The organism is Arthrobacter sp. AIWTK1 (genome assembly GCF_056680535.1).
The window spans coordinates 368,747-389,239 of record NZ_CM155287.1 but is presented as its reverse complement, the minus strand read 5'-3'; the positions used below and the strand labels follow the sequence as shown (position 1 = coordinate 389,239).

Below are 20,493 nucleotides of genomic sequence, written 5' to 3'. Positions count from 1 at the left end.
TCGTCTTCGACTTCAAACTGCCCTGCAATGCCGCCAATGCTGAAGTACCTCAGCCACAACTCCTCACTGAAGCACAGCCGCAGCGACTTTTGCTAGCCCGTGAAGTGGGTGGCCTCCGGGGTGGTATCGAATTTTCGCAGCAGGTCCTCGGCCACGACGCGGAGCTTCACGTTGCGGTTGCTGGAGACCTTGCCCAGGATCGCAAACGCCTCGGCCTGCGAGCAGCGGCTCTGGCCCATGACGATTCCGGAGGCAAGGTTGATGCTGGTGCGGGACTTCAGGGCCTCGAGGAGGTCGTCGTTGAGGTCCCTTGAGGCGCCGATGCGTGCGGCCAGCCGCACGGCCTTGCCTGCACGGGCGGCGAAGGCTTCACAAATCACGATTGCCTCGTCGTCGAACGCCCCTGCCTCCGGCGCGAAGAACGATACGGAAGCGGAGGCATCCGGATCCAGCTGCAGCGGGAGGGCCAGGACGCTGAGCTGGCCCGCCTTCAGCACGGCGCGGTTGTAGCGGGGCCAGCGGGAGTCGGCACGGGCATCGGGTACGGAAACCGTAGCCCCGGATTCGAGGGCAGCCAGCGACGGGCTGAGGCCGGTGGCCTGCTGGACTTCCGCAGGCAGCCGCGTTCCGGGTCCGCTGCCGGCTGACGCCACGGGACGGCGGGGACGGACCAGGGTTACGGTGCACAGCATTGGCAACCCGGTGGTCTTGCCGATGAAGCCGGCCGAGAACACGCACAGCTCCTGGAGGAAGTCCTGCACACCGGCGCTTTCAAGAACAAGGTCCTGCAGCCGTTCCGCCAGGAACGGGCCCAGGCGGGTCCCGGTCACTTCCGGACTCCCGGGCAGCTTCCGTCCGGCGGGGCCGCTGACCACAGCCTCTGCCGGTGACCGGTGCGGCCTGAGGCCGAAATATTGTGACTTGCGCCACACCACCATAGAATTATGGAGGTTACGCAGTCAGCCACGGTATCTCTCCTTGGAGTTCGACATGGTCTACGCACTACGTACAGTCCCCCTTCCGGTGCAGCAATGACACGCCAGCAGCTTGCCTTGCTCATGAACGGCGACGCCGACCCCTTGCTGGTAATTTCGGCGGCAAGCACGTCGGAACTGCAGGCCCTCACAGATGCCCTGTTCAGGGACCTTGATACGTCCCACCCGGTCTTTGGGGCGCAGGTCTGGTACGACCTCGCGCTGGAGGAGCTGGAAAACAGGAACAACGGAGCCTCCCCACGGGCCAACGGCTTGACCGGTACAGATTCGGTTGGCGCGGCCTAAGCCGCGTCATTCGGCAGCCGCGTCATTCGACCGGCTTGCTGCCTTCCTCCTGTTCGTCCGGGTCCCTCCCTTCGGCTGCCGCCTCCGCTGCGGCGGACGCTTCGCCGCCGTCCGGGGCCTCGTCCTCATGGGCCGATTCCGTCTCCCGTTGATGGGCCTTCATGTGCTCTTCGTGCAGGTGATCCGCCTCTTGGAGATGCTGCTGGAGTTTCTCCTCGGCGTCCCTGCGGCGGCGGGACATCTCGCGCATTTCGCGGGTGGATTCGGATCCCGGCGATGGCACGTAGGGCCTGGATTTAGGGTCTCTTTCGGCAGCAGGAACCGCGGGCGCTTGTTCTTCGCTCATGGTGGCATCCTGCCACAGCATGCCGGGCACTACTAGGGCCTAACGGCTGTCGTTAGCTCCAGCCCAGCATCCTGAGCCCGGCCGCCGCGCCAGCCCCTGCCAGGACAACCACCAGGAAGGGCGCCCGGAACCAGAGCGCAATTCCGGCCGCCGCGAGGGCGCCCATCCGGGCGTCAAACGCCAGCGCCTGGCCCGACGCCACCGCGTTCACGATGGTGAGCGAGGCCAGCAGGCCGATGGTCATGGTGCCGGCGATCCGGGACATCCGCGGGTTGCGCAGCAGGCTGGCAGGGACCAGATAGCCCAGAAGCTTCCAGGCGTAGCCAAAGAGGCAGGCCAGCAACAGCCACAGCCAAAGGTTCATTTCGCCGCACCTCCCGCATGCGGGTGCCGACGCGGGTGCGTGCCTTCATCCCGGTGCTCGTGGTGGTCTTCGGCATAAGGGTCCACATCAGGCTCCAGGCCTTCGTCGCTGCGTCCGTGGCTGAACCAGCCGATCGCCGCGGCCACAAAAGCAGCGATCAGAATTGGAACTCCCGCGGGCACGAACGGCACCGCCAGTACCGTGGCCAGGGCGCACACCACGGCAATGGCCACCGGCTCGCGGCCCTTGAGCCGGGGCCAGAGCAGGCCCAGGAATGCCGCCACCGCGGCGCCGTCGAGTCCCCATTGCTTGGGATCCCCGAGTGCGCCGCCCGCCAGCGCACCAACGGCCGTGAAAACGTTCCACAGCACGAAGATGCCGATGCCCGCCGTCCAGAATCCGCGCTGCTGCTCCCCCGGGTCCGTCTGCCCGGTGCTGGTGGCGGTCGACTCGTCGATGGTGACATGGGCCGCGGCGTACTTCCGCCACCCGCGCGGCTGCAGCAGCGCATTGAGCTGCATGCCATAGATGCCGTTGCGCATGCCCAGGAGCGTGGCCGCGCCCATGGCGGCCACGCCCGATCCGCCGCCCGCCACCACACCAATGAACGCGAACTGCGACCCGCCGCTGAACAGCAGCAGGCTCAGTGCCATGGTCTGCCAGAAGTCCAGCCCGGACGTCACGCCCAGCGCCCCGAAGGAAATCCCGTACAGCCCCGTGGCGATGCTGATGGACAGCCCCACACGCACGGCCGGGGACTGGAGGAGCTTCACGCCCACCGGCCGGCAACGGGGCCGGGAGCGGGTTTCCGCAGGCTCCAGGCCCAGAGGATGAGCGGCACCTGCAGCGGCAGCCGCACGGAATGCACCTTCCGCTGCCCAGCCGTGCCGTCCGGCCCGTAGGCACGCCGCAGTGCGTCGACGTGCCCGGCAACGAACACCGTGAACATCGCAGTGACGCCCCACGCGGAGGCTCTGCGCGTGGCCGGGACGAGGAGTCCGACGGCGGCACCGGCCTCGAGCAGGCCGCTGAGCGCCACCCATTCGTCGCGGGTCATCACGGCACACGGGCCGTTGGGCCGGGCGCCGGAATCATCGCGGCACAGGAAATCGGGAACCACCTGGTGGAAGAACGCGGGGTCGCGGAAGTGCTTCATGGCACTGGCCAGCAGCAGGGCGCTCAAGGCGGCCGCTGAAAGGGTCTGGGTGGCCCGGGCGGACCAGGTGAATGGCATGGATCCATGCAACCACAGCCGCGGACACCCCGGTAACCGCGGAGGTCCCGAAGGGAAAAGACAAGGGAGAAGACACTTGAAGATCAACAGGAGCGCGGTGCCAGCAGGGACAGGACTTTCCGCCCGTGTCAGGACGCGGATCCGGGCGTAGTTTGTTGACCATGAACAGCGTTGTGGAGATGACCGGCGTCGTAAAGCGCTTCGGAACCGTTACAGCCCTCGACGGCCTCGACTTCGAGGTGGCGGCGGGCGAGGTTCATGGCTTCCTGGGTCCCAACGGATCCGGAAAGTCCACCACCTTGCGGCTTCTGCTGGGCATGCTGCGCGCCAACTCGGGCTCGATCCGGGTGCTGGGTCTGGATCCCTGGCACGATGTTGCCACGCTGCACCGCCGGCTGGCGTACGTGCCCGGGGACGTTGCCCTGTGGCCGAACCTGACCGGCGGCGAGGTGATCGACCTGCTGGGACGGCTCCAGGGCGGACACGACCGCGGCCGGCGTGACCGGCTGCTGCAGACCTTCGACCTCGACCCCACCAAGAAGTCGCGCACGTATTCCAAGGGCAACCGGCAAAAAGTCGCCCTGGTGGCCGCCCTGGCCACGGACGCCGAGCTCTTCCTCCTGGACGAGCCCACCAGCGGACTGGACCCGTTGATGGAGGAAGCCTTCCGCGGGTGCGTGCGCGAGCTGCGCGCCCAGGGCCGCACGGTGCTGCTGAGCAGCCACATCCTCAGTGAGGCCGAGGCCCTCTCGGACAGGGTCAGTATCATCCGCGCCGGCCGGGTGGTGGAGTCCGGTCCGCTCGAGCAGCTGCGGCACCTGACCCGCACGTCGGTCACGGCCGACGTCGCACGGGTGCCCGTGGGCCTGGATCTCCTGCCGGGCGTCCACGACCTGGTGGTGACGGACCATCGGGTCAGCGCGCAGGTGGACCCCGCGGGGCTGGGTCCGTTCCTGCAGGCCCTGACGGCCGCCGGGCTGCACGCCCTGACCAGCCAGCCGCCCACACTGGAGGATCTGTTCCTGCGCCACTACGGGCCGGCCGGATCGTTCGAAGCGGCCAGGCAATGACCGGTACCGCGGCAGCAAGCCCCGCTAGGACCGGGCGGGCGATGGCCGGCACTCTGGCCGGCACCGGCGTCATGGTACGGCTCGCCCTCAGACGTGACCGCTGGATGTTGCCGCTGTGGATCCTGGGCTTCGCCCTGATTGCCTACTCGACGGCGGTGGCCGGCGCCGAGCTGTACCCGGATGAACCCAGCCGGGTGGCAGCCGCCACCGCTCTGAACGCCACGGCATCCATGGTGGCGCTCTTCGGGCGGATCTACGATCCGGCGTCGCTCGGCGCCCTTTCCCTGATCAAGTACACCGCCTTCATGACAGCCATCCTGGCCGTGCTCATGGTCATCCTCACCATCCGGCACACGCGCGGGGACGAGGAAAGCGGGCGGCTGGAACTCCTCGGCGGCGGCCGGCTGGGACGCGACGCACCGCTGGTGTCCGCGCTGGCCATCAGCTTTGCCACCAGCATCCTGACCGGGCTGCTCTCGGCGGCCGCCCTTGCCGTTGGAGGCCTGCCCGGCAGCGGATCACTGGCCTTCGGACTGGGCTGGGCGGCCACCGGGATGGCCTACAGCACCGTGGCGGCTGTGGCGGCGCAGGTGACGGCAAGCGCCCGGGCCGCCACCGGCTTCAGCATCGGGGTCATTGCCGTCACCTACGGGCTGCGGGCGGTGGGCGACCTCGCCGAACCCGGCCCTTCGATGTGGTCCTGGCTCTCCCCGATCGGGTGGAACCAGCAGATCCGGGCCTATGCCGGGGACCACTGGTGGGTGCTCTCCTTGCCGCTGGCCCTTTGCGCTGCCCTTGTTCCTGTGGCGTTCTTCCTGCGGGCCCGGCGCGACCTCGGCGCCGGGCTGCGCGACGAGCGGCCCGGCCCCGCACGCGGCAAGCTCTCCGGCGTCCTGGGCCTGGCCGTGCGGCTGCAGTACCGCGTGCTGGTGGCGTGGTGCGTGGCCTTTGCCCTCTTCGGTGTGGTGATCGGCTCGCTGGTCGGTAATGTGGCGGACTTCCTGGCGTCGCCGGGCGCCCAGGACCTGATGCGTTCCCTGGGCGGCCGGCAGGCCCTCACCGACGCGTTCCTCGCCGCAGAGATAAGCATCATGGGCGTCCTCGCGGCGGCCTACGGAATTTCCGCCGCCAACCATCTCCGCAGCGAGGAATCGGCGGGGCACACCGAAGCCCTGCTGGGCACCGCCACCACGCGCATCCGCTGGGCCGGCAGCCACTTCGCCGTGGCACTGGCCGGCGTGGGGCTGCTGCAGGTGCTGACCGGCGTCTCCATCGGCATCGGGGCCGCAGCGGCCCTCAACAACGCGGACCTGGTGGGCCGGTCCACCGTGGCGGCTTTGGCCCAGGTTCCGGCGGCGTGGGTGCTGACCAGTGCCGCCCTGGCGGTGTTCGGGTGGGTGCCCCGGATGACGGGGGCAGTCTGGGTGCTGCTGCTGGGACTGATTGCACTGGGCGAATTCGGTGTGCTCTGGAACGCTCCGGAATGGCTGATGGATCTCTCGCCGTTCCGGCACAGCCCGCTGCTTCCGGTGGACGCGGACGGAATCCCGGCGCTTGTTGCGCTCACGGCTGCGGCGGCGCTGCTCGGCGCGCTGGGTTTAGCCGGTTGGCGGCGACGCGACCTTGCCGCCTGAACGGTACGGAAGCGCCTGAACAGAGCCGAGGCCCCTGGACGGAGGCTCAGTCCGTTCAGCTGACGGGGTGTTTGCTGTCCGAAAGCCGCGCCAGCACCTGCGCCGGCCGGTTGGTAGTGATCTCGTGGATTCCCAGTTCCCGGCACAGCGCCACGTCCTCATCCGAATCCACGGTCCACACCCTGAACCTCCGGCCGGAATCCAGCCAGCGCTTCACGGTGCGGGCGTGGCGGCGGACGTACTCGATGCCCGGTCCTGCCAGCCGCACTTCGCAGTCGTTCAGGATCCGTTCGCCCTCCACCTGGGCCGCCCGCATGACGTTCGCCAACGCCCCGCCCGTGATGACTCCCAGACCCAGTTCCTCGCGGATTTCCTCCGCATTGACGTCATCCACCAGCTGGCAGACGAACTCGGCGGGAACGGTCTTGAGCAGGTGCTTCACAGAGTCCGGGCTGAAGCTCATGAAGGAGACGCTGATGTTGTCCACCTTCGAGGTGGCGGGATCCCAGCCTTCGGATTCCAGCACCTCCAGCACCCGGTCCTCCAGCTGCAGCAGATAAGGGCTGGGGTGTTTGAGTTCGATGGCCAGCCCGATGTCCCGGCCCGCCTCGCGGAGGATGTCCAGCAGCTCCGGCAGCGTCAGGAGCTGGTCCGACTTCCCGCCGAACCCGAGCGGGATCCGGGCGCCCTTCCAGGAGGAAAAATCCAGCAGCCTCAGGTCATCGAGGGTCCGGTCGGCCACGGGGCCGGTGCCGTCCGAAGTGCGGTCCAGGTTCGCGTCATGCAGCAGGACCACGTGCTGGTCCCGGGTGAGGTGGACATCGCATTCCACTCCGTCGGCGCCGTCGGCGATGGCCTGCAGATAGGCGGCCCGGGTGTGTTCGGCGAAGGCGGCGCTGGCTCCCCGGTGGGCGTAGACCAGCGGCCGGGAGGAGGCGGACTCGTCGGTAGTCATGGTGACACGTTAGCGGACACCCGTGGCGGATGCGGGGCTAGGCTTGGCACATGCAGGTGAACAGTGAACAAACCACCCGTCCAGCGGCAGCCCGCCCGCCGCATGCCGGCCCACCCGCTACCGGTGCCGCCGTCGTACCTCCCCGTCCCGGCAGTGATGCCGAAAAAGCCGCCGCCCTGCGCAAGATGAAGCTTCTGGCCCTGGCGCTGCTGATTGTCATGGCGGTGATCTTCGTCGTTGCCTTCGCCCTGCAGAAGCAGTACCCGTGGTTGGAATACGTGCGGGCCGCGGCGGAAGGCGGCATGGTGGGCGCCCTGGCGGACTGGTTCGCCGTGACGGCCCTGTTCAAGTACCCCATGGGGATCAAGATTCCGCACACGGCCATCATTCCGCGCCGCAAGGACCAGATCGGCGCCTCGCTGGGCGAGTTCGTGGAGACGAATTTCCTGTCCGAACAGGTGGTCCAGGAGAAGCTTGCCTCGGTGGACATCGCGCGGAAAGCCGGTGCGTGGTTGTCCGGACCCGGCGGCGCCGAGCGCGTGGCCAAGGAGGGCGCCGCCGTCATCCGCGGCGCGTTCAAGGTATTGAACGACGACGACGTCCAGGCCGTGATCGAGTCAATGGTCCGCAAGCATCTGCTCACTCCGCCGTGGGGGCCTCCGGTGGGCAGGCTCGCCGAGCGGATCTTCGCCGACGGGCACCATCACACCCTGGTGGACCTGCTGGTGGACCGCACGGTGGACTGGGTCCGGGACAACCATGAAACCGTCAGCAGGCTGGTCTCGGACCGGTCCCCGCAGTGGGTTCCGCAGTTCGTGGACGGCCTTGTGGGCGACAAGGTGTACGTGGAAATCCTCAAGTTCACCAAAGCCGTGCAGGCCGACCCGCAGCACCAGGTCCGGCAGTCCATCGACACCTACCTCACCTCGCTCGCGCAGGACCTGCAGCACGATCCGGTGATGATCGCCCGGGCCGAAGGCATCAAGGCGCAGGTCCTGGGCGACCCCGAGGTACGGGAGCTGGCATCCCGCACCTGGGGCACCATCAAAGCGGCGCTGCTCGGCGCCGTCGACGATCCGCACAGCGAACTGACCGTCAAATTCAAGGCCGCCGTGCACGACTTCGGCACACGGCTGGTGGTGGACCCCGAACTGGCGGGCAAGGTCAACGCGTGGATCGGTGACGCCGCGGGCTACCTGGTGAAGACGTACCGCTCGGACATCGCCGGCGTGATCACGGATACGGTGGCGCGCTGGGATGCCGAGGAGACCTCGCAGAAGATCGAGCTTCAGGTCGGCAAGGACCTGCAGTTCATCCGGATCAACGGCACCGTGGTGGGCGCCCTGGCCGGGCTGGCCATCTTCACGGCGGCGCACCTGGTCTTCGGCTGACCGGTCCAGCGCGAACGGACACTTAAGCACCCCGCCGCGCCTTCCGGAAGGGCCGCAAGTGTCCGTTCGCGCTCCTTGGAAGCGAAGCTACACCGGCACGGCCTTTGTCCTGGTCCGGCCCTGCACGGCGAACACCGTGAAGGCCAGGGCCACAATCGCCGTGACCACCAGCAGGAGCAGCCCGATCGAATAGCTGCGGCTCGCGGCGTCGTACGTCGCGCCCATCACCAGCGGCGGAAAGTAGCCGCCCAGGCCGCCGGCCGCGCTGACCACACCGCTGATGCTGCCCACTTTCCCGTGCGGAGCCAGCACGCCCACCCAGGCGAACACCCCGCCCGTCCCCAGTCCCAGGGCGGCCGCCATGGCGACGAAGGTCAGGCCGGCCGGGACCTCGCCGTCGGGCTGCAGGTTCACCACCCACGCGAGGATTGCGACGGCGGTGAGCGAGGTGATCACCACCGGTTTGGGCCCGAGCTTGTCCGCGAGCACGCCGCCCACCGGCCGTGCCAGGACGGCTGCCAGGGCAAACCCTGCCGTGCGGGCACCGGCGCCGCTGGGATCGAAGCTGTACACATCCCGCAGGTAGGTGGGCAGGTAGGTGGCGAAGGAGACGAAGCCGCCGAAGACCACCGCGTAGAGGAAGCACATCTTCCAGGTGACCGGCGTCTTCGCGGCGTCGAGCAGTTTGGGCAGGACCGGCGCGTTGCTGCGGGTCCAGCCCGGAGATTCCTTCATCAGGAACCAGACCAGGGCAGCCATGACGGCGAGGACCCCGGCGATCAGCAGGTGCGTGGGGAAGTACCCGATCCCGGCGACGAGCCGGGGGTTCAGGAAGGCGGCCAGCGCCGTTCCGCCCATGCCGGCCCCAAAGACGCCGGTGGCGAAGCCCCGCCGGGACGGTTCGTACCACGCGCTGACAAAGGGGATTCCGACGGCGAACACGGTTCCGGCGACGCCGAGCAGCAGGCCGGCGCCCAGCACCAGCGGGAAGGAGCGCAGGGTGCCGCCGGCGGACACGAGCAGGATCGGCAGGATGGAGGCGAGCAGCACGAAGGTGAACATCGCCCGCCCGCCGTACTTGTCCGTCAGGGTGCCGACGACGATCCGCCCCAGCGAGCCGACGAACACCGGCATGGCGACCAGGACGCCGGTGGTGGCCGGGTTGAGCTGCAGGTTCTGCGTGTAGAAGGCGCCGAGGGTGGCCACGGAATTCCAGGCCCAGAAGCCTGCCACGGACGCCGCGGTGGCCAGCACCAGGTTCAGGGTCCGGCCCGTGGAGTCGGACGTCGGGGACGGTGCTGTTCCAGCCACAGTTCACTCCTTCGGATTCGGCCGGCTTTGGATTCAGCCGGCCACTTCAGCGGTTACGGGTATCCCTGTCCTTGGTACCCACGGGCGACCAGCCGCGTCGGACCGCAACATCCCGGGAGCGGTACACGATGTAGGGGCGGAAGAGGTAGTGCAGCGGCGCCGTGAAGGCGTGGACCAGACGGGTGAACGGCCAGATGACGAACAGTGCCATGCCCACCAGCGTGTGCAGGTGGAAGGAGAACGGCGCCCCGGCCATGGCCGCGATGTCCGGCTGGAGGATGAACAGCGAGCGGAACCACGGGGCCACGGTCTCGCGGTAATTGTGCCCGTGCTCGCCCTCGAAAACGCTGGCCAGGGTGGTCCAGAGGCCGAACACGATGGCGGCGGTGAGAACCACGTACATGGTCTTGTCGTTCGTGGTGGTGGCCATGAACACGGGTCCGGTGGTGCGGCGGCGATAGATCAGCAGGAGGATGCCGCCGAGCGTCCCCACCCCCGCAATCCCGCCCACAAACAGCGCGTTGAAGTGGTAGAAATCCTGGCTCATTCCCACTGCCTGCGTCCACGCCATCGGAATGACCAGGCCGAAGAAGTGCCCGGCAATCACCGCCAGCAGGCCGAAGTGGAACAGCGGCGAGGCAATCCTGAGCAGCTTCGATTCGTACAGCTGCGAAGACCTGGTGGTCCAGCCGAACTGGTCGTACTTGTAGCGCCACACGAGGCCGCCCACCAGCACCACCACCATGAGGTACGGCAGGACGCCCCAGAGGACCGTGTCCAGTGCGGAAATTTCGACGGCGGATCCGGGCTCCGCTTCGAATGCCGGCATGGTCATGCCCCCTTCACGGGCAGGAGTCGCGGATCGTAGGGGTCCAGTCCCACCGCTTCGGTGGGCGGCCCGTAGCCGGCCATCCGCATCACGGCCTGCTCATCCGCGGGCGATTTCCCGGGCAGCGTGGCGCACACGGCCTGCAGGACCCGGGCGTGCGGCAACTCGTCCCGCAGCAGCCCGAAACGGAGCATCTCCAGGCTCGCGCGGAAACGGGTCAGCAGCTCCCGCCCGGCGGCGAGGTCCACCACGGCGGCGTATTCCAGGACCATGGGCAGGTAGTCCGGCAGTTCGCCGTGGGTGTCCACCAGGATGTCGCTTTGCCGGTAGGCCTTCTTGAAGTTGCCCAGCACCTCGCCGCGGCGCCGGGTGTCCCCGTCCGTCCAGTAGCTCAGGTGCAGGGCGTGGCGCTTGCCGAGGTCGAATTCACGGACGTAGTGGGCCTGCACCTCCATGGGGGGCGTGGATTCCAGGAGCTCCAGCACCGCCGCGAAGTCAGCGACGGCGCCGGGGAACTCTCCCAGCGCGGCCCGCATGAGCGGCACCCTGCCGATCAGTTCCTCGTCCGGGTAGGACAGGCACCAGGCCGCTGCGAGGTAGACCACCTGCTGGCGCCGGCTCACGGCTGGTCCCCTGCCGCCGGGGTGCCAGCCGCAGCTGTGCTGCCAGCCCCGGGCGTGTGCTTGTCCGGAAAGAGCGCTTTTTCCGGGAACAACCCCGGCGGCGCCCCGGTGCCGTCCCAGTTGAGCAGGTTCACCCTGCCGCGCAGGGTGGTTTCACCCGGCGCGGACTCGGACGTCTGGCGGTCCTTCAGCGCATTGAAGGTTTCCACCGCCACCGGAACGGGCCGGCCGCTGGCTTCGCCGAACGGGGAGGAGTCCTGCATGCCGGGGCCGCCGTCGAAATCCAAGGAGCAGCCCATCTCCTCCAGGTCGTGGGCCTGCTCCACGTGGGCCTTGGGGATGACGTAGCGCTCGTCGTACTTGGCGATCGCCATCAGCCGGTACATCTCGTACATGGTCTGGCCGTCCATGCCCACGGCCTCGGGAATGGAGTCGTCGGGGTCGTTGCCCAGGCTGATGCTGCGCATGAAGGACCGCATGGCGGCGAGCTTCTTCAGGACCGCCGTGACCCTGTCCGCGTCCCCGGCGGTGAAGAGTTCGGCGAGGTATTCCACCGGGATGCGCAGCGCGTCGATGGCGCCGAAGAGGTTGCCGTGATCCTCGCCGTCGTGCCCCTGGTCCCGCAGCAGGTCCACCACGGGTGAGAGCGGCGGCACGTACCAGACCATCGGCATGGTCCGGTATTCCGGGTGCAGCGGCAGGGCCACCTTGTAGACCTTCGCGAGGGCGTACACCGGCGAGCGCCGGGCGGCGTCGATCCAGTCCTCCGGGATGCCCTGGGCCCGGGCCTCGGCCTGGACGGCGGGGTCGTTCGGGTCCAGCAGCACGTCCATCTGGGCGTCGTAGAGTTCCTTCGGGTCGGTGACGGCGGCCGCGGCGGTGACGGCGTCGGCGTCGTACAGGAACAGCCCCAGGTACCGCAGCCTGCCCACGCAGGTCTCCGAGCAGACCGTGGGCAGCCCCACCTCCACGCGCGGGTAGCAGAAGGTGCACTTCTCGGCCTTGCCCGTCTTGTGGTTGAAGTAGATCTTCTTGTACGGGCAGCCGGTGACGCACTGCCGCCAGCCGCGGCATTTGTCCTGGTCCACCAGGACAATCCCGTCCTCCACCCGCTTGTAGATGGCGCCGGAGGGGCAGGATGCCATGCAGGAGGGGTTCAGGCAGTGCTCGCAGATCCGCGGCAGGTAGAACATGAAGGTCTGCTCGTAGGCGAACTTGATCTTGTCCTCGGACTCGCGGCGCACCTTTTCGACGATGGGGTCCAGATGGCCGTTTTCGGTAGACCCGCCAAGGTCGTCGTCCCAGTTCGCGGACCAGGTGATCTTCGTGTCCTTGCCGGTGATCAGGGACTTGGGCCGGGCCACCGGGAAGTCGTCGCCGAGCGGGGCGTCCACTAGGGTCTTGTAGTCGTAGGTCCACGGCTCGTAGTAGTCCTTGAGCTCGGGCTGAACGGGGCTGGCGAAGATCCCCAAGAGCTTCTTCACCCGGCCGCCGGCCTTGAGCACCAGCTTGCCACGCTTGTTCAGCACCCAGCCGCCGTGCCACCGCTCCTGGTCCTCGTAGCGGCGCGGATACCCCTGGCCGGGGCGGGTTTCCACGTTGTTGAACCAGACGTATTCGGTGCCCGCACGGTTGGTCCAGGCCTGTTTGCAGGTCACGGAACACGTGTGGCAGCCGATGCATTTGTCCAGGTTCATGACCATGCCCATTTGAGCCATGACACGCATCAGTACTGCACCTCCTGGGAACGACGGCGGACGGTGGCAACCATGTCGCGCTGGTTCCCGGTGGGGCCAAGGTAGTTGAACGCGTAGGCCAGCTGGGCGTAGCCGCCGATCAGGTGCGAGGGCTTGACCAGCAGCCGGGTCACGGAGTTGTGGATGCCGCCGCGCCTGCCGGTGGCCTCGGACTTCGGCACGTCGATGGTGCGCTCCTGCGCGTGGTGGACGTAGACCACGCCGGCCGGCATCCGGTGGCTGACGATGGCCCGGGCCACCAGGACGCCATTGATGTTCAGGCACTCCACCCAGTCGTTGTCCTTGACCTGGATCGCCTCGGCGTCGGCCGGGCTCATCCAGACCGTGGGGCCGCCGCGGGACAACGAGAGCATCAGCAGGTTGTCCTGGTACTCGGAGTGGATGGACCACTTCGAGTGCGGCGTCAGGTACCGGACCACCACTTCCATGGACCCGTCCCTGCCGAGTTTGGGTTCACCGAAGAGCCGGTGCATGTCCAGCGGCGGCCGGTAGATCGGCAGCGCCTCGCCGATGTCGATCATCCAGTCGTGGTCCAGGAAGAAGTGCATCCGCCCGGTGAGGGTGTGGAAGGGCTTGAGCCGTTCCACGTTGATGGTGAACGGGGCGTAGCGCCGGCCCCCGGTCTCCGAGCCGGACCACTCCGGCGAGGTAATCACGGGCACCGGCCCGGCCTGGGTCTGGGCGAAGGTGATGAACTTTTCCTCCGAGCCCTCGGACAGGTCGGCCAGCTTCCGGCCGGTCCGGACTTCCAGGTCCTTGAAGCCCTGCACGGACAGCGCACCGTTGGTGGTGCCGGAGAAAGCCAGGATCGCTTCGGCCATTTTCGCGTCGGTGTCGATTGCCGGCCGGCCGTCCGCGGCGCCGCCGAGCATCACGCCGTTGGACCGGCTGAGCCGGTCCAGCGCTCCGGCAAGCTTGTAGGTGACGTTCTTGACGGTGAAGCCCAGCTTGTCGGCAAGGGGCCCGACGGCGGCGAGCTTGTCCGCGATGGCCGTATAGTCCCGCTCCACCACGGAAAAGACGGGCATGTTCTGGCCGGGCACTGCGGGGATGGACGCGTCCCGCCAGTCCCGCACGATCCCGCCGGGCTGGGCCAGCTGGCCGGGGGTGTCGTGCTGCAGCGGCACGCTGACCAGGTCCCGGCGGACGCCCAGGTGGGTCTTCGCCTGCCGGGAGAACTCCCTGGCCAGCAGGTGGAAGGTGTCGAAGTCCGTCTTGGTCTCCCACGGCGGGTCGATCGCCGGGCTGAAGGCATGCACAAAGGGGTGCATGTCGGTGGATGACAGGTCGTGCTTCTCGTACCAGGTAGCAGCCGGGAACACGACGTCGGACAGGAGGGTGGTGGAGGTCATCCGGAAGTCCGCGGAGACCAGCAGGTCCAGCTTCCCTTCCGGCGCCTGCTCGTGCCATTTCACGTCCCGGGGCTTGAGCCCTTCGGCGTGGTCCTTGCCCAGCACGTTGTTGTGGGTGCCCAGCAGGTTCCGCAGGAAGTACTCGTTGCCCTTGGCCGAGGAACCGAAGAGGTTGGAGCGCCACAGCACCAGGGTCCGCGGCCAGTTTTCCGGGGCGTCCACGTCCTCGATCGCGGGGTTCAGGGTGCGGTTCTGGAGCGCGTCCGCGATGTAGCCGGGGGTGTCCTGGGCGGTTCCTGCGGCGACGGCGGCTTCGGCCTCGTCCGCGAGGTCCAGGGGGTTGCGGTCGAACTGCGGGTAGAACGGCATCCAGCCCAGCCGGGCGGACTGGGCCAGTGCGTCCGCGGTGTGCATGCCGTCCAGGGCTCCCGTGGACAGCGGGGACTTCAGTGCGTCCGCGGAGTAGCCGTCCTGCCGCCACTGGTCCGTGTGCATGTACCAGTAGCCGGTGCCGATCATGGTCCGCGGCGGCCGGGACCAGTCCAGCGCGTTGGCCAGCGACAGCCAGCCGGTGACGGGGCGGGTCTTTTCCTGCCCCACGTAGTGCGCCCAGCCGCCGCCGTTGCGGCCCATGCAGCCGGTCAGCATCACCAGGGCCAGCACGGCACGGTAGGTGGTGTCCCCGTGGAACCACTGGCAGATCCCGGCGCCCATGATGATCATGGACCGGCCTTTCGACTGCTCGGCATTCCGGGCGAACTCCCGCGCCACCCGGATGCAGGCCTGGGCCGGAACGGACGTGATTTCCTCCTGCCAGGCCGGGGTGTAGGGCGTCGCCGCGTCGTCGTAGCCGGCGGCCCAGTCCCCCGGGAGACCGTCGCGGCCCACGCCGTACTGGGCAAGCATCAGGTCGAACACCGTGGTGACCAGCTGGCCTTCCACCTCGAGGACAGGCACGCCGCGGCGCAGCACGCTGCCCTCGCCGCCGGCATCCTCGAAGCACGGCAGCAGGATTTCAGCGCTTTCCCCGGACACCTCGCGGAGGGACAACACGGGCTCGATCCCTTCGAGGTCAAGGTTCCACTTGCCCTCGCCGCTGCCCGAATAACGGAACCCCATCGAGCCGTTGGGCACCGCCGTCCGGCTGGTCTTCTTGTCGAACAGCACGGTGCGGAACGCCGCGTCCTCAGCCCCTGCTTCGGCGGGGAGGTCCTTGGCGGTGAGGAATTTCGACGGCGTCAGCGCGCCGTCGTCGTTCCTTTCCAGCCGGACCAGGAACGGGAGGTCCGTGTACTGCCGGACGTAATCGTTGAAGAACGGGACCTCACGGTCCACGAAGAACTCCTTGAGCATGACGTGCCCCATGGCCATGGCCAGCGCGGCGTCCGTTCCGGCCTGGGCGGGGAGCCATTCGTCGGCGAACTTCGTGTTGTCCGCATAGTCCGGGCTGACCGTGACTACCTTGGTGCCGCGGTACCGTACCTCCGCCATCCAGTGCGCGTCCGGGGTCCGCGTGACCGGGACGTTGGAGCCCCACATCATGAGGTAGCGCGCATCCCACCAGTCACCGGACTCCGGGACGTCGGTCTGGTCGCCGAAGACCTGCGGACTGGCTACGGGCAGGTCCGCGTACCAGTCGTAGAAGGACGTCATCACCCCGCCGATCAGCTGGATGAAGCGGGTCCCCACGGCGTGCGAGACCATCGACATCGCGGGGATCGGGGAGAACCCGGCGCAGCGGTCCGGGCCGTAGGTCTTGATGGTGTTGACGTGCGCGGCGGCCGCGATCTCCACCGCCTCCTGCCAGGAGACACGCACCAGGCCGCCCTTGCCGCGGGCCTGCTGGTAGCGGCGCCGCTTTTCCGGGTCAGCCGCTATCTCGGCGAAGGCGAGAACCGGATCGCCCAGCCGGGCCTTCGCCTCACGGTACATCTCCACGAGGACACCCCGGGCGTAGGGGAACCGGACCCGGGTGGGCGAGTAGGTGTACCAGGAAAAGGCGGCCCCGCGCGGGCAGCCTCGTGGTTCGTATTCCGGGCTGTCCGGGCCCACCGAGGGATAGTCGGTCTGCTGCGACTCCCAGGTGATGATGCCGTCCTTGACGTACACCTTCCAGGAACAGGAGCCGGTGCAGTTCACCCCGTGCGTGGAGCGGACCACCTTGTCGTGGCTCCAGCGGTCGCGGTAGAAGATATCGCCCTTACGGCCGCCCTCCCGGAACACCGCCCTGCCGTCGTCGGTCTGGTCCCATTTGGTGAAGAAACGGCCCAGCTTCAACATTGCATCTGATGCGGGTCCATCTAACCCCGCATGGGGTCCGGCAGCCATGCCCTCAAGCTAGGTGGCAGGTTCAAGCCCCCGATAGGGCCGAACGGCACTAGCCCTCCCCCTTGGAAGCGCGAACGGACACTTAAGCACCGCTCCCGAGCCTTCCGAGGGGCCGCAAGTGTCCGTTCGCGCTCATCGGAGCGGGGAAGGCGGATCGTCAGGCGAAGGGTTCGATCTCCACGCCGGCTGCTTCAAGCGCCTTGCGGACGGCGGTCGCCGTCTCCACCGAGCCGGGAGTGTCGCCGTGCAGGCACAGCGAATGGGGCTGCAGCCTGATCACGGTTCCGTCCACGGCTTCCACTTCACCATGCACGGCAAGGCGGACGGCACGCTCGGCGATCTCCCCGGCGTCCTCCAGCAGCGCACCGTCCTGGGAGCGCGGCACCAATGTTCCGTCCGGGAAGTAGGCCCGGTCAGCGAAGGCCTCGTGGAACACAGGGTGCCCGGCCTCCGCGGCGGCGGACAGGAGCGCGGACCCCTGCTGCCCCAGGATGGGCAGCCCGGGATCGTAGGCCTGGACAGCTGCGATCACGGCGGAGGCCTGCTCGGCGTCGTGTACCGTGCGGTCGTACAGCGCGCCGTGGGCCTTGACGAAGTCCACCGAGGCCCCGACGGCGTGCGCCACGCCGTCGAGCGCGCCGAGCTGGTACAGCACGGCCCCGAAAAGGTCGTCGAAGGTCATGTCGATGGACCGCAGGCCAAAGCCGGGGAGGTCCGGGTAACCGACGTGGGCGCCCACGCGGACGTCCAGCTCATAGGCCGCCCGGCAGGTGTCCAGCATGGTGACCGGGTCCCCGGCGTGCAGGCCGCAGGCCACGCTGGCGCTGGTGATGAGCGGGAACATGGCGGCGTCATCCCCCATGGTCCAGGAGCCGAAGGACTCCCCCAGGTCAGCGTTCAGATCCAATGAATCCGCCTTTCACGGTTGAGTCCCCACCGGGGGTGTTTGCGCCGGGGTTCGCCCCGGCGGTGTCAATGGCGGCCGGGCCACCGGCGCTGCCGGTTGTTCCGCCGCTTGTTGTTCGGCCGCCGGTTGTTCCGCCGCTGGCCGGCGTGCCGGCAGCCAGCTCACCGGGAATTGTGTCCGGCATGGGGCCAAAGGCCTCCTTGGCGCTTGCGGCGACGGCGCGTCCCATCACGCGGTTGCCTACGCCGCCCACCACTGCTCCGACGCCGAACGGCAGCGCCCGGCCCAGGAGCGCAGTTCCCTGCCGCTGCAGGAGGTTGCGGAGGAACGCGCGCTGGATCCGGTCCCGCACCGACCCGAAACCGGGGAAGGACGTCTTGCGGGCGAACACGGAACCCCAGGCGTCGGTAGGACCCTTGCTGCGGCCCGCGGCCTGGCCGCTGAGGCTTCCGAGGAGGGCACTCCCTTCCTCGCCCAGCATGATGGCCATGACCATGAGGCCGGCTTTTTCGGGATCGACCATGCGGATGCCGTGCAGTTCGGCCAGGGACGTTGCGTACAGGGCGGTGGCCTCCAGGAAGCCGACGGTCGCAGCCGCCGAGAGGCCCAGCGCGGCGACTGTGCCGACCCCGGGGATGACGGCGGATCCGCCAACCAGTGCTCCGCCGCCGGTCACGGCGAGCAGGTAGTCGCGCTCCAGTTTTTCTGCCAGCTGCGCCGCCGTGGCACGCGGGTGCCTCCGCTGGAGGCGCCGGAGGTTGGCGAGCACCAGCGGGCGCTGGATTTCGACCGCACGCAGCATCATGTTGTGCAGTCCGGGCTTTGGCTTGCCCTCGGAGTCGAACACCGCTTTGTGCGCGGTCTTTTGTGCAATTCTCATTGCCGGGTTCTTCCGCATGGCCATCGTCACCTTTCCTGGAACGGGATCAAGCCGCCGGAGCAACCGTGGTCACTCCGGGCGGGGACAGCGCGTGGCCGGCCCCTCACCCTTAACACTAAGCCACCTTGCTACATCACCCAGGATTCGGCCACCGCTATGTACGCTGACGACGACGGCCCCCGGGGTCCGGGATACACCGAGGGGGCGCCGGGCCATTCCACCCCGAACTCCGACAGCCGGCCCGTGCTGCACGGCAGGTACACGTTGCTCAGGGCGGCGCTGTTTCCGCCGAGCTGGAAGTCGGGCGCCAGGAACTGGCGCCGGTCCAGGACGCCGCTGATCTCCAGCTCCGCCTTGCCCCCGACGGCCCGGAAGCCGCGCTCGATGTCCAGTTCGACGTCGAACTCGTCCTGGGTGTGGGTGATGTCGACCAGCGGGAACCGGGCTGCCTCCGGAAAGTAGCAGGTCAGTTCCTTGGCCAGGGTTTCGGCGAAGTAGCCGTTGGAGCCGTAGCTGCGCCAGCCCTGGCGGGTTGCGATCAGCAGGGCGTTGCCGGCGCCCCATTTGGACCACTCGGCCATCCAAAAGGAGGCGAAGCAGCTGGCGGGTTCGCCGGGGATGTGGACCCCGTCACGGTTCACCGGATGCAGTGCAAGTCCCGGGTTGCTGCCGATGAATGCCATGCTGCGGCGCCAGGTGCCCGCCGGACTGTTCCCCATCCGCTGAGCCTAACGGGGCAGTGGCGAAAATGGTGCCTGCGGGCGCGCGGCGCGGCCGGAAGAGCAGGCCTACACTAGCCCTATGCCCACCCCAAGAGCCCTCCGGCCCTTTGTGCACCGGGAATACCGGGTGCTGATCGCCGCGCTGGCCGTCTCGATTTTCGGCTCCGGGATGTGGGCCGTGGCCATGGTCTACCAGGTGATCCATCTGGGCGGCGGCCCGCTTGAGCTGTCCCTCGTCGCCACGGCCGGCAGCGTGGGGCTGGTGGCGTTCGTCCTGGCCGGCGGGATCGCCGCGGACCGGGTGCCGCAGCGGCTGCTGATCATCGCAGTGGAAGGCACCAACCTCGCCGTGATCGCCGCCATCAGCGGGCTGGCGCTGGCGGGCTGGCTGCAGCTGTGGCACCTGGCCGTGGGTGCCTTCGTGCTGGGTGTGGGGGCGGCGTTCTTTTTCCCGGCTTATTCAGCCATCCTGCCCAGGATCCTGCCGGCGGAGGACCTGCTGGCGGCCAACGGCATGGAGGGAACCATGCGGCCCATCCTGCAGCAAGCGGCCGGGCCCGCCGTGGCCGGCATCCTGGTGGCGGCGTTGTCCCCCTCGCACGCCGTCACGGGCGTGGCGGCCTGCCACCTCCTCGCCTTCATCATCCTCAACTTCCTCGGCCAGCACGCCCTTGAAGCTCCCGGCACCCAGGACGCCGACGGCAGCGGGGGCAGGGACAGCGCCCACGGCGGGGCCGCCGACAAACGGGCCAAAACGTCCTTCTTCCACGACCTCCGCGAAGGCGTCAGCTATACGGTCCGGACGCCGTGGCTGTTGTGGACGCTGCTCTGGGCCTGCATCTCGGTGCTGTTCCTGATCGGCCCCATCGAGGTGCTCCTGCCGTTCGTTGTCCGCGACCAGCTGGGCGGCGATTCGCGCATGTTCGGCTTCCTGCTGGCGGTGATGGGCGTGGGCGGAGCGGCCGCGTCCCTGGCCACGGCATCCTTTGCGCTGCCGCGCCGCTACCTCACGGTGATGATGGTTTCCTGGGGTGCCGGCAGCCTTCCCATCGCGGCCGTAGGTGTCATGGACAGTTTCTGGATGGTGGCCGCGGCGCTGTTCATTTTCGGTGCCACGGGAGGCATCGGAATGGTCATCTGGGGGACGCTCCTGCAACGGCGCGTACCGGCCCACCTGCTGGGCCGGGTCTCCAGCCTGGACTTCTTTGTGTCGCTGGCCCTGATGCCCGTCTCCATGGCGCTGGCCGGACCCGCGGCGGCGGTGGTGCCCACCTGGGTGATTTTCCTGGTGGCCGGCGGCGTCTGCCCCGTCATGGCCGTACTGGCGATGGTGGTGGCGCGGATGCCCGCCGACGAACTGGCGCACCCGCTGGACCGCAGCTCCGAAGACCGGGAGCCCGCAGACAGCCCCTAGGCCGGCCTTCCGGCGGCCGCGGGCCAGCACGACGGCGGGATCAACCGTTCGGTTGATCCCGCCCGCCCGCTGGGGCTACTGCGCGTTGGGACTGCT

The 20,493-nt window shown here is 68.3% G+C and carries 19 protein-coding genes; 5 read left to right on the top strand and 14 right to left on the bottom strand.

The window, feature by feature from the left end:
• Positions 1-92: 92 nt before the first annotated feature.
• Positions 93-830, bottom strand: a complete 738-nt coding sequence (locus AC1MDG_RS01880; RefSeq protein ID WP_479807153.1) for a GAF and ANTAR domain-containing protein — start codon at positions 828-830, stop codon at positions 93-95.
• 201 nt (positions 831-1,031) lie between these two features.
• Between AC1MDG_RS01880 and AC1MDG_RS01875 the strand changes: the two genes are divergently transcribed.
• Positions 1,032-1,280 carry a hypothetical protein gene (locus tag AC1MDG_RS01875; protein ID WP_479807152.1) on the top strand — a complete coding sequence of 83 codons (249 nt, stop codon included), beginning with the start codon at positions 1,032-1,034 and terminating at the stop codon, positions 1,278-1,280.
• 22 nt (positions 1,281-1,302) lie between these two features.
• On the opposite strand, the gene AC1MDG_RS01870 is transcribed toward AC1MDG_RS01875, so the two are convergent.
• The 4 genes from AC1MDG_RS01870 to AC1MDG_RS01855 are packed head-to-tail and all read right to left on the bottom strand — an operon-like array spanning position 1,303 to position 3,224.
• Positions 1,303-1,626 carry a hypothetical protein gene (locus AC1MDG_RS01870; RefSeq protein ID WP_479807150.1) on the bottom strand — a complete coding sequence of 108 codons (324 nt, stop codon included), beginning with the start codon at positions 1,624-1,626 and terminating at the stop codon, positions 1,303-1,305.
• A 52-nt stretch (positions 1,627-1,678) separates the two neighbouring features.
• Positions 1,679-1,990: an AzlD domain-containing protein gene (locus tag AC1MDG_RS01865; RefSeq protein ID WP_043477309.1), complete on the bottom strand. Its 312-nt coding sequence runs from the start codon at positions 1,988-1,990 to the stop codon at positions 1,679-1,681.
• Complete coding sequence (locus AC1MDG_RS01860; protein ID WP_479807148.1) at positions 1,987-2,763, bottom strand: AzlC family ABC transporter permease; 777 nt, start codon at positions 2,761-2,763, stop codon at positions 1,987-1,989. The genes AC1MDG_RS01865 and AC1MDG_RS01860 overlap by 4 nt, the downstream gene beginning before the upstream one ends.
• Positions 2,760-3,224 carry a DoxX family protein gene (locus AC1MDG_RS01855; RefSeq protein WP_479807147.1) on the bottom strand — a complete coding sequence of 155 codons (465 nt, stop codon included), beginning with the start codon at positions 3,222-3,224 and terminating at the stop codon, positions 2,760-2,762. Before AC1MDG_RS01855 ends, AC1MDG_RS01860 begins: the two co-directional genes overlap by 4 nt.
• A 161-nt stretch (positions 3,225-3,385) precedes the next feature.
• Between AC1MDG_RS01855 and AC1MDG_RS01850 the strand changes: the two genes are divergently transcribed.
• Both AC1MDG_RS01850 and AC1MDG_RS01845 read left to right on the top strand, forming a co-directional pair.
• Positions 3,386-4,294 carry an ABC transporter ATP-binding protein gene (locus AC1MDG_RS01850; RefSeq protein WP_479807145.1) on the top strand — a complete coding sequence of 303 codons (909 nt, stop codon included), beginning with the start codon at positions 3,386-3,388 and terminating at the stop codon, positions 4,292-4,294.
• Between the two features lie 41 nt (positions 4,295-4,335).
• A complete protein-coding gene (locus tag AC1MDG_RS01845; protein ID WP_479807144.1) occupies positions 4,336-5,928 on the top strand; it encodes an ABC transporter permease in 1,593 nt (530 codons plus the stop codon).
• A 55-nt stretch (positions 5,929-5,983) separates the two neighbouring features.
• Here AC1MDG_RS01845 and AC1MDG_RS01840 read toward each other — a convergent pair whose 3' ends face one another.
• Positions 5,984-6,883 carry a glycerophosphodiester phosphodiesterase family protein gene (locus tag AC1MDG_RS01840; RefSeq protein WP_479807142.1) on the bottom strand — a complete coding sequence of 300 codons (900 nt, stop codon included), beginning with the start codon at positions 6,881-6,883 and terminating at the stop codon, positions 5,984-5,986.
• 50 nt (positions 6,884-6,933) lie between these two features.
• On the opposite strand from AC1MDG_RS01840, the gene AC1MDG_RS01835 reads away from it, so the two are divergent.
• Entirely contained in the window at positions 6,934-8,274 is a 1,341-nt protein-coding gene (locus AC1MDG_RS01835) for a DUF445 domain-containing protein (protein ID WP_479807140.1), read from the top strand.
• A gap of 87 nt (positions 8,275-8,361) precedes the next feature.
• Here AC1MDG_RS01835 and AC1MDG_RS01830 read toward each other — a convergent pair whose 3' ends face one another.
• The 8 genes from AC1MDG_RS01830 to AC1MDG_RS01795 form a co-directional block, all read right to left on the bottom strand.
• Entirely contained in the window at positions 8,362-9,585 is a 1,224-nt protein-coding gene (locus tag AC1MDG_RS01830) for an MFS transporter (RefSeq protein ID WP_479807138.1), read from the bottom strand.
• Positions 9,586-9,631: 46 nt separating this feature from the next.
• Positions 9,632-10,414: a respiratory nitrate reductase subunit gamma gene (gene narI, locus AC1MDG_RS01825; RefSeq protein WP_479809000.1), complete on the bottom strand. Its 783-nt coding sequence runs from the start codon at positions 10,412-10,414 to the stop codon at positions 9,632-9,634.
• 2 nt (positions 10,415-10,416) lie between these two features.
• Positions 10,417-11,037: a nitrate reductase molybdenum cofactor assembly chaperone gene (narJ, locus tag AC1MDG_RS01820; protein ID WP_479807137.1), complete on the bottom strand. Its 621-nt coding sequence runs from the start codon at positions 11,035-11,037 to the stop codon at positions 10,417-10,419.
• Complete coding sequence (gene narH / locus AC1MDG_RS01815; protein ID WP_479807135.1) at positions 11,034-12,764, bottom strand: nitrate reductase subunit beta; 1,731 nt, start codon at positions 12,762-12,764, stop codon at positions 11,034-11,036. The genes narJ and narH overlap by 4 nt, the downstream gene beginning before the upstream one ends.
• Positions 12,764-16,474: a nitrate reductase subunit alpha gene (locus tag AC1MDG_RS01810; RefSeq protein WP_479807133.1), complete on the bottom strand. Its 3,711-nt coding sequence runs from the start codon at positions 16,472-16,474 to the stop codon at positions 12,764-12,766. Before AC1MDG_RS01810 ends, narH begins: the two co-directional genes overlap by 1 nt.
• A 157-nt stretch (positions 16,475-16,631) precedes the next feature.
• The gene (locus AC1MDG_RS01805; RefSeq protein ID WP_043477279.1) at positions 16,632-17,381 is read right to left on the bottom strand and encodes a LamB/YcsF family protein; all 750 of its coding nucleotides are present in this window, start codon (positions 17,379-17,381) and stop codon (positions 16,632-16,634) included.
• Positions 17,365-18,285 (bottom strand): hypothetical protein, encoded by a 921-nt coding sequence (locus AC1MDG_RS01800; protein WP_479808999.1) that lies wholly within the window; start codon positions 18,283-18,285, stop codon positions 17,365-17,367. The genes AC1MDG_RS01805 and AC1MDG_RS01800 overlap by 17 nt, the downstream gene beginning before the upstream one ends.
• A gap of 104 nt (positions 18,286-18,389) precedes the next feature.
• Positions 18,390-18,980, bottom strand: coding sequence for a hypothetical protein (locus AC1MDG_RS01795; RefSeq protein ID WP_479807131.1), 591 nt, complete (start codon positions 18,978-18,980; stop codon positions 18,390-18,392).
• Between the two features lie 82 nt (positions 18,981-19,062).
• Here AC1MDG_RS01795 and AC1MDG_RS01790 point away from each other — a divergent pair, with 82 nt between their 5' ends.
• A complete protein-coding gene (locus tag AC1MDG_RS01790) occupies positions 19,063-20,397 on the top strand; it encodes an MFS transporter (protein ID WP_479807130.1) in 1,335 nt (444 codons plus the stop codon).
• Positions 20,398-20,493: the final 96 nt, after the last annotated feature.